Raw genomic sequence first — 10,245 nt, 5'->3', positions numbered from 1 at the left:
ATTTCTTCTGTATCCGGCACCTGTACCGCATCCGGTACAGGCAGCGCGGATAAATCAATGATCGCCTGCGATTGTCTTGCCAATTGCAATTCCCTCCAGCCGGATTTGTTCGTTCGTTTCTTTATTGACGCCGGTGAGAGTCACCATGAACACGCCTTCCTGTACCCATGAAACCTGGACACCGGTGAGCCTGATACGTGGCTCCCACAGTCCGAGCGCGGTTGCCGTTTCGCGGATAATTTGCAGGCGAAGCCTTGCGTCCTGCGGACGGTCAACGAGTTTCAGCAGGTCAGAACCGTACTCGCGCTGCAAAACACGCGTGCCTTTTGGGGTCAAAAGGATGTCTTTTACCGACTGTTGCAGGTGCTCATTGCCGGACAGGTATCTGCCGGTTTCTGCGTTAATGCCAATCATGGTTCACCTGAAAAGAAAAACCGCCGGAAAGGCGGTTATGATGTTGGTCAGTTGCTGACAGGCATTTGCTGGTTTGGCTGGGCTGTCTGTCCGCCGCTGTCGCCACGGTGATTGTGACCGTTGTAAGTCATGCGGATAGCTGACATCGTGCCTGCCGCGTCGCTGATCTGCTGCATCCCGTAAATATTCTGCATAACAGTCAGTTCTTTCGTGATTTTTACGTTGCCGTCGAGGGTGCCATCCCCTTTTATCGTGTATTTTCCGCCTTCAGCAAGGATGATGTTTAACGTGTTGTTGTCCTGGCTGTAGCGGATTTCGGTGCCATTGGCAAAGACAAGCGCCAGTTCGCTATCCTCCCCGTCCGGTACCGACACTGCATCAATGTTGGCTCCTGGATAAACCCGCCCGTTGCGCAAATCTCCGGCCTCGCTGAACACGGTCACGGCATCGCCGGGTTTAGGCAGGCTGCGCACCTGAAAATTGCCACTGCTCATCAGGTTACACCACGCGATCGGCGGTGTGATGATGGGCCCGAGTCGTACCCTGACCTTAACAGGATTGCCGGGAATAACCTCAGAAATAACGCCACGACGGACCATGTTTGCCACCCGCTGGCGCAGGTCTGCCAGCTCTTCACTGCTCATCGCCGCTGTCCTTGCTTTCCCAGATTAAGCGGTAATCTTCCTCGTGAGCGCGGCCAATATCAGGCGCGACGCCGAGGTAAACCCGCTGTAGCGGCGCACCTTCCGGATCGGCAAAAAACGGTTCGCCAACGGGCAACTGCTGCGAAAACGACACACGGAAAACGATGTAGTCAGCCAGACGCTGATCAAACTCATCGCGCACCGCATCAAGAAATTCAGCCGGGTATGCCTCCTCGATGCCAAAATCAGCACCGGAAAGCCACTGCGTCAGATCCATCGCCAGCGCCCGCGCGTATACCTCAGGCTTTTCCGCGCTCTGCCCGGTCCTGTCCACCACCACAAACAGATCGCATTGCAATACCACGTTAACCTGCCCATCAGACGAATCCGCCTGCTGCCAGCCCGCAACGTCAACAAAAACAGCAGGCGTCGTCAGTTTGGTTACCTGTTCCGGATAGTCAGCGACATTCTTTACCCAGGACAAAGAGGATAAAGAATCCGTTAGCGCTTTATGCCATGTCCCCATCAGCACGGGCTTTGTCATGTCAGATCACCTTTCCACATTCCAGATTTAAGCCGCCATTGCAGCTCATGGGTGAAATATTTCAGTACAAGCTCTTCCGCATCCGCAATAACATTGTCTTCAATACGCACATGAATTTTGTCGTACAGTGGAACAGCAGCAGCAACAAGTCGCCCACTGGCGTTGCGGGATAAGATATTTTTACGATCCTTTGATCGCCATGCGTTATCGTAAGTCTGAGTACCAAGCTCACCAGCGGAATTAAACGCCAAAGACCATGAACCAGCACGCTCAGAAGCGGCAATAAATCGCCCGGTATTGGGGTCGCGCAGGCTGTGCCTGGGTGGCTCTTTACCCGTGATTCGGCCTTTCAGGTCTTTGACCTTCACCCGGTTAAGGCCGAACCACAGTTTTATTTCATCAAGACCAAACCCGGACTTTCTGAATATGAACGGTGGCATGATGCGCCGTGAGACCATTGCCATACTGCGTGGCGCAGCGACTTCTTTGAACTCGTTAAGCGACCGACGCCGGAGAGTGATGGCGGCCTTTTTGAGTGCAACACCCCATGCTTTATGAATTGTTTTTCGCGGTACATCAAATCCCGCAGCCAGCTTAACCAGTTCATCAACATCAATATCGATGACAGCATTTCCATGGAGTACTCTTTCCCGCGCCATATTATGTTCTCCATTGCGGACGGCTCGGAGCCAGAACCTCCGGTGTATTGTTGCCGGGTTCACCACGGCCAAGGGTGACACGCGTCCGCCCGTATTCATCAGATCCGATATGCGTCACACGATAAGACGCGCCACTGATATCGACTTTATCGCCCTCTGCTAATCCGGTAAGATCTGCCGTCATGGCGCTGAATGCCGGTGTCTGGTTAACAATTTTCCCCGTGCCTGGCACCTCAACCGGCGCATCAGGCGATTCATAAATGACAGTAACCTGACGCGGGCCGCTTTCAAGAAACAAAACGGCAGGCGAGTCTTCGGCAAACGCCCGGTTAATCCGGGCATCTGCATTCATCAGCCGATCGCGGAACCTGCTCATCAGAAGCCAAGCCTCACCGCAACTGCCTTGGCGTCAACAGTGACGGTCTCCCACGCGGTGCCTGCGACAGCGGGATTTGTCGGCGCAGTGGCGGTTACCTTGCCATTGTTGATATACAGTTTCGTTCCGGCAGCGATCGCTTCACTGGCTTTAGGCAGCACGAATACCCCTGCCATATGCAACACACCCGATGAATCAACCGGGATATCACCGTGAGCCACCCCGACAACACCACCGACCACCACCGGCGCGCCGGACAGAATTGCCGCCGTACCCGTGTTCGTAAAATCCATGGTGTACCCGTCCTGCTGATAATTTGTAGCCATCGTAACTTCTCCACTAATGAGGGTGGCAGCGCCACCCGTCAGTATAAAAAAATGCCCTGTCAGGCTGCGGTCGCCACTTTGACCAGACCGCGCCAGTCGAGAGGAGCCACACCTGCATCGATGCGCACCTTGAATGAAGAGCCATCAACCGTGAAACCCTGCAACTGCTCAATGTACGGCGCATCCACACCATCAAGATAGGCCACCTCAATGGTGTCACGACCCTGCGCGGCGGCCAGGTAATAATCCGTCGCTGAACTGTCGTCAAGACGCGGATCGGCGATCACGTCAACAAAGTTCTGAATCGGGTTAATGATGCCGCTGTTGGCATCTGCACCCGGCACAGAGGCGGACTTGATAAGCTGGCGTGCGCGGGATTCCATTGCCACAGAGGACAACATGAATGCCGGACGAATGTTAAGCGTGCGTTTACCGGATTTCTGCAACATCATGGCTTTACGTGCTGTATCCAGACCTTCAATCGTCAGCGGCGCGCTCACCAGGTTGCCATGATCAGCATGGAAAAGTGTCTTGCCATCCGGCATTTTCGGGTTACTGGTCAGCACCAGCCAGACAAGATCGCCGATAGTGTGGCGGGCAGCGATACCCATCATCATCGGGACGCGGGTCAGCATATCAAGATCATCGTTGATGATGGTCTGGCGGTCGATGCTGAACAGTTCGCCGTAAGTCGCCAGCGCAATCGGTGCGCCGCGATCGCTCAGGGTGATGTATTTGTACTCAGCACCGGCCCGCACTTCGCGCAGCGACTGGAGCGATTCCAGACCAACACGATGGGATACCTTGAAGTCGGTCAGTGTGCCCTTGCGGGTCCACTGGTCGAAAGTCTCCCCGGATTCCTCCCAGCCAACCAGCGCGGATTTATGGGCGACATCCATCAGGATATTACCGAAGTCGCTGCGGCTGTGGGTAAATGCCGCCCCGACAATCTGCATTGGGGCAGACTGGCCGGTAATCGAGATCCCGCGATCAACCAGCGAGGCGCGCGCCATCTCGCGAAGGGTGTAACCGTTGTAGCGGTTGTCAGCCTGCACCTCGGTGTAACCCACACGGGACATGATGGCATTACGAACAGAGTCGCCAACGATGTTACCGTTACCGGCATGGACATAAATGGCACCCGGTCCGGCGCTGGGGGTGCTGTCTGCCGCCAGCGCTTTCAGCAGTTTCTCGCGCGCCTGCTCAGGCTGGCAGCTAATATCAGCGACACATTCATTTTTCAGGCTGGCAAACGCCGGAAACTGCTCGAATACCGCTGCCACTTCGCCGATGCGGGCAGTATTTGCAGCCTGCATCTGCTGCTGTAACTGCGTTGCAAGTGCCGCAATATCGATATTACCTGACGGCTGTGATGCTTCAGTGGGCGCGGGCTGCGGTACCGGTTCCTGCACAGTCTGGGTAACAGGCTTGACCGGGGGGTTGGCATTGCCTTCAGCACGCGGCGCAAAAAGTGATTTGATCTGTTCAGGCATATTTATATAGTCCTTCAGTTTGTTTTCATTCACACAGGCCGCGGCCTGTAGTTCGGGTTCCAGGGAATCGGCGAAACCTTTTTCCACCGCTTCCACTCCGTTAAGCCAGGTTTCCGCTTTCAGCATGGCTTCAAGCTCAGCCTGTTCCAGTCCGGTTTTTTTCAGGTAGGCGTTGAGCATTAACGCCTCGTTGCGATCAAGCCAGTCGGCATAATCGCGCATGTCATCAGAATCACCGGCTGCCCCTCCCCATGGCTTATGGATCATGATCCACGCGTTTGCGGGGATATGTACCGTGGCACCAGGCAGGCAAACGATCATTGATGCCATGCTGGCAGCAACCCCGTCCACCCAGATATCAACTTTCGCTTTCAGACGGGACAGCGTGTTATAGATGGCAAAGCCGTGAAGAACGTCGCCGCCTGGGCTGTGGATGTGTAAATCAATCGCACGGGCCTCAAACACCCCGGCTTCCTTGCAGTCAGCAACGAACTGCTGTGCGGTAATACCCCAGCCGCCGATGATGTCATAGATGAAAATTTCCACCCGTCCACCAGCCTGCGCGCGGATTTCATACCAGCTTTGCCCGGTTGCCGCATCGGTACCGGCCAGACTGGCGCAGGGGTTAATCATCATCCCGCGCTGGTGCGTTCGTGGTTTGTTGTGCATCTGGCACTCCTTTATCGTTAGCGGCGTCCGAGTCGAACACCAGATCATGTTTTCTGTTAAATTCTGTTTCCCGTACACGCTGGCGTTTAACCTCCTGAGGAGACTGCCCGCGAGCACGTACCCACTCAGCTTCGGTTCCGGCACCACCGCGCAGGATGCCTTTCCATGCGGCAACCTCTTTCACCGGATCAATCCACGGCATCACCGGACCGAGATAGGAGGCGTTGTAAAGTGTGCGTTTATCAACCTCTGGCGGGATGTCCAGCGTCATCAGCGCCATGGCAAGCCATGCGCGATATACCGGACGGCTGTACTGACCAACGAACCACTGCTGTAGCACGTTGTAACCCTCAAATCCTTCGACCAGTTCCTGCCGCTGCGAGCTGTAAGTACCGTTGTAATCTCTGGCAATGCTGGAATAACTCCCGCGCGTACCAGCGGCCACGGCACGCAACTGCCCGTTTCTGAATTCATACAGATGCGCATTAGGACGGTTTGACTCGATTACGCCAATTTCTTCGCCCGGTTCCAGTCCGTCATAAATCATCCCTGGCGAGAAGTCGTAACGCTGGTATTTCTGCCCATCCTCAGAGGTTTCATAGTCATCAGTATCAAAGGTGGCGGCATCGCCACGCTTGATATACATCCCGAGCGAGGCCGCCACACGGGCAGCAACTCGCTCTGACTCCTCATAGTCTTTAATATCAGCGAGACGGGTAATCACGCCGTGCAGGATGCTGATGCCCCGCACCTGATGCAGGCGTTTTCGCATGGCGATATGCAGCATGCTGTCTGCCGGAATGGTTTTTAATCCGGTACTAAACCCGGTCATGCTGGCCGGATGATTTTTGTACACCTTGTAGCCTGTTGGCCGCCCCCAGGCGTTGAGGATAATCCCCTGCCGGATCTGCTGCCCCGCCGCTGAATTCAGGTTCATTGGCACAAAATCGGCTTCCAGCATTTCCATTGAGAACTGAACAGGTGTGGCATGCTGCAATCCGGCGACGGTACCGCGCAGCAGTTGAGTGAAGACCTCGCCATCACGCAACGCCGATCGCAGTAACAGGCGTTCAGACTCAGGACGCGTAAACATCCCGGTAACCTCCGGACGAACTGACCATTCAGCCCATAGCGCAGAAATCTGGCTGGCAAAGTCAGCGTGCAGATTCCCCTCCATGTCCAGAGGCTGAGGCTCAACATGGATCCCATGCGCGCCAATCACCCTGTCTTCCATTTTGTCGAGAATGCCAATAACAAGATCGTGATTTTCGTCCAGCCACCGCGCCTGTTCCCGCAACGAGGTTCCCGCCATAAACACAGCGGTATCGGCTGAACGGGATTCGCGACTGGCCTTGTGCAGGCGGGATGGCGAGGCAGCTTCATAGGCTTTGAGCCTCATCCTGTTTTTTGCGCGCGCAGCGGCCCACCCTGGCGAAATAACGCCAAGTGTTTTTTCAATGAATCCCATAGAAGACCTTACCGAAAGTGTGCGAGTTTGACGTTTCCACCACGCCTGTTTGCAGCCGCCCAGAGTTTTTCCCAGTAACGTATTTCTTCACGGATGGCATCGGGGTCGTGATTAGTGATTGAACGTCCGTTAACACCTGTAAAAGAAATGCTTTTACCCTCCAGCGAATCCTTATACGCCATACGCACCAGTAACAGCATGTCCCATATCTCTTCTCTCGTCATAACCATCCACCATTACCTGATGATCCTGACCAGCCACCGGACACGGGAGAAAGTGACGGTTCCTGTGAGGTTTTTGGTCTGGATGTTTTCTGTTTCACATCGGATTTCACAGGCGGGCGCTCTCCTGTGAAGACATCGGAATTACTGTCCTGGTCTTTCGCCCACGATGGCGGACTTTCCCAGTCTCGGATTTTTTCGTACTTGCGAAGGATCGCTACTGCATGGGCATAGCAGAACAGGTCAAAGGCTTCGTTATGCCCTTTTCCCGGTTTCCGCCACTTACCATCAGCACCGCGCTCTTCATAAGTCAGCTCATCGTAAAACCATTCACCCAGCCAGCCAGGGAAATGGATATATCCGGCTCCCGGCGTCTCGCGATCCAGATTGTTGCTTAGCTGGTCTTTGAGCATGTCTGTCTGCAACAGGTACACGGGAACCTCGCCACGCGCATCGGCGCGACGATTGCTGCGTTCGGTATTGTTGGGATACGTTTTTGTGATGAGCTTCTGGCGTTTTGTACTGTCGCCCTTGACCAGATAAACGCGCTTGCCAAGGCCATCGCGTTTGCACTGCCGCCAGAACCGATAAGCGTTATCCGTTACCCCGTCTTCACCGCCGCTGTCCACGGCCATCGCCATCACCGGCATGCGACGTGACGGATCTGACTGGAGTGCATACGATTTCTCAAGCACATCGGTAACCAGTAGTTGCCAGTCCTCAGCGTATGCGCCTGGGTGGATCTGCTGTGCCTCGCCGTTTTCATCGCAGCGCAGCGACTGGCGGATGTTGTACCTGTCCACCAGCCAGCGTTCTCCGTTTTCACCATAACCCACGATCTGGACGACGAACCGGCGGTTTTTACCACCCTGCACGTCGACTGCCGCCAGCAGAAAACGCACCTTCGGCGGTACAAGCCGCTTACCGTAATCCTCGGCACGCCGCATCAGAACATCAGACTGCCGTTGCTCACTTCCGGCACGGGACAGATACGGCAAACCCCAGTCGGTATTAATGACCGCTTTCAGGGTTTCCTCGCTGCCGGTAGCCTCATATTCCTGCTCTGCCGTCAGTAATTTGTAAACCAGTTGTGCCCATGTCTGATACGCTGCCGCCGGGCCTTCCATCCAGAATGACGCAATACGCGAGCGACGTGGTTCACCTGAAATATTGCCGTCACGGTCGATGGCTTCACCTTCCCGCAACCAGACACCAGCCCCGTTAAGACTACGTTTTTGTTCAGATGTGATGACGCCACTACAGTGCGGGCATTCAAGATGCGCTGCCTCACTGGCCTTAACCGGATCGGGTTCGTCACGGTATCCCGTCATCGCATCCATTGATGGCTGAAAGTACGCACCGCATTCAGGACACGGCCAGTACCAGCGGCGGCGATCGCCACGGTTGTATAATGACAGTATCCCGGTTGTCGGCGGCGCTTCATGCAGCGACGTTCTTCGCCATTTGGTGTTCGTTATTTCACGGCCTGGCGAACTCTCAACCAGCGTCATTCCTGCTGACATGAATGTTGTCGTTCGTTTTGATGCCAGCGAGAAGCCATCACCTTCACCATCAATATCATCCGGCCAGCGGTCGTAATCCGTCAGGGCAACAAACCGATAGTCAGATGAAGACATGATGTTAATGGACGGCCAGCCAATCTTGAGGTAGTTCCCTGCCCGGAACGTCATATCGTGAACGTTGTTATCGTTTGAGCGCGGGCTGAGTCTTTTCGCGACTTCCTTGCTGACGCGAAATGTACGCGAAAGGCGTTTGCGGGAATGCTCCCTCGCCTTTTCCTCGGTCATCTGAATAAGCAGAAAATCGGCGGGTTCGCACACAACACTGTATACAATCCACCCGTCTATCAGCCCCACGGTTTTCCCCGTTCGCGCAGGTCCAACAAACACAACCGCATCAAAGTCGCGGGAGGTAAGACAGTTCATCGGCTCAATGATGTAAGGCGTTAGCGTCGCCTCCCACGGTAGTGAACTACCACCGCCAAGCGGCACGCGCATATATTTTTCAACAGCGACAGCAACGGGCATCCTGGCAGGCGGTTTAAGCAGTTCGGATACATCCCGCCGGATAGCGCTGGCAGAAGCAAACATCAGTCGTCCTCTTCATCGTCACGATCATGCAGCTCCGTCGACAGCGCTTCACGAATATCATCAATAGCCCGCTGCGCCTCGGCAATTTGTGCAGGCTTCCATCCGCGATCACGCTCAAGCTTGTCCGGCCAGGTGTCCAGCACCTGCGTAACCACTTTCACCATGAGCGCCATTTCACGATGCACATCACTCGCCGGAACAAGCTGTTTCAGGGAGGTTTCAAGTTTGACCCGCTCTGTCTCAGACTGGTACCAGTCCTTGCGCTCTTTAGGCGACATCCTTGACGGGTCATGCATAACATCAGGTTCACCAGCACCACTATCGGAAAACAACACCGGACCGATGTCTTTCAGGGCATAGACCGGATTACCGCGTACCGTTCCGGCGACAGGAACATTGGCATCCAGCAGTCGCCGCCTGACAGACTTGCGATCCATACCAAACGCTTCGGCGATCTTAGCGATGCTCCAGTGGTAAACGTCGCCGATGTTGCTGATGTTTGTCATTCGTAAATCCTCACACCAGCAAAACCCACCTCAAATCATGATTTATTATTAGTAATCAATAAGTTAAAGCATGTTGAGGTGTCCCATGAAAACGGCAAAATCCCCACCTCAAACCATAAATTTTAATTAATATTCAATAAGTTAAAACAGGTGGTGGTGTCCCATGAAAAATCAAAAACTAGCCGTTTTTCGCGCGTCCCCGTCCCCCCGGCGTTTCACCTCCCAGGGAGTACCTTTTAAAAATACATTAATCAAGCTTAAGTATTTCAACAGTCTGATCGCCGAGGGTGGCGGTGTTGCGGATGTCGTCCACGATGCAGGCAGCGTGGTATCTGCTAATGGCATAGAATGGGATCGCGAAAGAGCGACCATCGCAATCTGTGTACTTAAGATCGAACATGTACCAGTTACGGTTATCAATATTAACAACAGGTTTATCTGACATTATTAATCTGCCCTGTTAGTATTTTGTTGTTGATATAGTCATTCAGCCCTGAGGCTGACAGACAAGGAAGGATATGAAAATGAAAGGCTGGATATATCTTTATGCAATTGTCATACTTATCGCCGGATGCTCGGCTTCACAGCCTGATAAAACCGAAATACAACAAACAGGCAACCCAGCAAAATGCTCTCAGGATGAAGAAGTAATCTATTGTGACTGGGACCATGTTACTGATGACTGGAGTAACGCGACATCCGCTGACTTCATGAACATTTCAAAATGAAATTTACGTAGATCCCGACCTGACTCAGGATCTATCTGGATAGTGGTCGGTCATTTCAGGCACTGAGTGTTAATGTACTCCTGCAA

At 53.9% G+C, this 10,245-nt stretch carries 13 protein-coding genes; 2 read left to right on the top strand and 11 right to left on the bottom strand.

Features of this window, described 5'->3' with window-relative positions; genetic code table 11:
• Positions 1 to 54 precede the first annotated feature (54 nt).
• Genes GTGU_RS00860 through GTGU_RS00810 form a run of 11 tightly spaced genes read right to left on the bottom strand, consistent with a single transcriptional unit; the run spans position 55 to position 9,431 of the window.
• Complete coding sequence (locus tag GTGU_RS00860) at positions 55 to 414, bottom strand: GPW/gp25 family protein (protein WP_038153473.1); 360 nt, start codon at positions 412 to 414, stop codon at positions 55 to 57.
• Between the two features lie 47 nt (positions 415 to 461).
• Entirely contained in the window at positions 462 to 1,058 is a 597-nt protein-coding gene (locus tag GTGU_RS00855) for a phage baseplate assembly protein V (protein WP_038153471.1), read from the bottom strand.
• Positions 1,048 to 1,602, bottom strand: coding sequence for a hypothetical protein (locus tag GTGU_RS00850; RefSeq protein WP_038153469.1), 555 nt, complete (start codon positions 1,600 to 1,602; stop codon positions 1,048 to 1,050). Before GTGU_RS00850 ends, GTGU_RS00855 begins: the two co-directional genes overlap by 11 nt.
• Positions 1,599 to 2,261, bottom strand: coding sequence for a hypothetical protein (locus GTGU_RS00845; protein WP_051857261.1), 663 nt, complete (start codon positions 2,259 to 2,261; stop codon positions 1,599 to 1,601). Before GTGU_RS00845 ends, GTGU_RS00850 begins: the two co-directional genes overlap by 4 nt.
• A gap of 1 nt (position 2,262) precedes the next feature.
• Positions 2,263 to 2,637, bottom strand: a complete 375-nt coding sequence (locus GTGU_RS00840) for a head-tail joining protein (protein WP_038153468.1) — start codon at positions 2,635 to 2,637, stop codon at positions 2,263 to 2,265.
• Complete coding sequence (locus GTGU_RS00835; protein WP_038153467.1) at positions 2,637 to 2,963, bottom strand: capsid cement protein; 327 nt, start codon at positions 2,961 to 2,963, stop codon at positions 2,637 to 2,639. Before GTGU_RS00835 ends, GTGU_RS00840 begins: the two co-directional genes overlap by 1 nt.
• 59 nt (positions 2,964 to 3,022) lie before the next feature.
• Complete coding sequence (locus GTGU_RS00830) at positions 3,023 to 5,125, bottom strand: ClpP-like prohead protease/major capsid protein fusion protein (protein ID WP_156963973.1); 2,103 nt, start codon at positions 5,123 to 5,125, stop codon at positions 3,023 to 3,025.
• On the bottom strand, positions 5,082 to 6,593 hold the full coding sequence (locus tag GTGU_RS00825) for a phage portal protein (protein WP_038153466.1): 1,512 nt from the start codon (positions 6,591 to 6,593) through the stop codon (positions 5,082 to 5,084). Before GTGU_RS00825 ends, GTGU_RS00830 begins: the two co-directional genes overlap by 44 nt.
• A gap of 8 nt (positions 6,594 to 6,601) precedes the next feature.
• Positions 6,602 to 6,817 (bottom strand): hypothetical protein, encoded by a 216-nt coding sequence (locus GTGU_RS00820; protein ID WP_038153474.1) that lies wholly within the window; start codon positions 6,815 to 6,817, stop codon positions 6,602 to 6,604.
• Positions 6,814 to 8,925 carry a phage terminase large subunit family protein gene (locus GTGU_RS00815; protein ID WP_038153465.1) on the bottom strand — a complete coding sequence of 704 codons (2,112 nt, stop codon included), beginning with the start codon at positions 8,923 to 8,925 and terminating at the stop codon, positions 6,814 to 6,816. Before GTGU_RS00815 ends, GTGU_RS00820 begins: the two co-directional genes overlap by 4 nt.
• The gene (locus GTGU_RS00810) at positions 8,925 to 9,431 is read right to left on the bottom strand and encodes a DUF1441 family protein (protein WP_038153463.1); all 507 of its coding nucleotides are present in this window, start codon (positions 9,429 to 9,431) and stop codon (positions 8,925 to 8,927) included. Before GTGU_RS00810 ends, GTGU_RS00815 begins: the two co-directional genes overlap by 1 nt.
• 163 nt (positions 9,432 to 9,594) lie before the next feature.
• Here GTGU_RS00810 and GTGU_RS00805 point away from each other — a divergent pair, with 163 nt between their 5' ends.
• Positions 9,595 to 9,873: a hypothetical protein gene (locus GTGU_RS00805; RefSeq protein ID WP_038153461.1), complete on the top strand. Its 279-nt coding sequence runs from the start codon at positions 9,595 to 9,597 to the stop codon at positions 9,871 to 9,873.
• A 76-nt stretch (positions 9,874 to 9,949) separates the two neighbouring features.
• Complete coding sequence (locus tag GTGU_RS00800; protein WP_038153459.1) at positions 9,950 to 10,159, top strand: hypothetical protein; 210 nt, start codon at positions 9,950 to 9,952, stop codon at positions 10,157 to 10,159.
• The last annotated feature ends 86 nt before the right edge of the window (positions 10,160 to 10,245 follow it).

The organism is Trabulsiella guamensis ATCC 49490 (assembly GCF_000734965.1).
GTDB lineage: Bacteria > Pseudomonadota > Gammaproteobacteria > Enterobacterales > Enterobacteriaceae > Trabulsiella > Trabulsiella guamensis.
The sequence above is the reverse complement of the archived record's forward strand: the minus strand, read 5'-3'. Positions and strand labels throughout refer to the sequence as shown.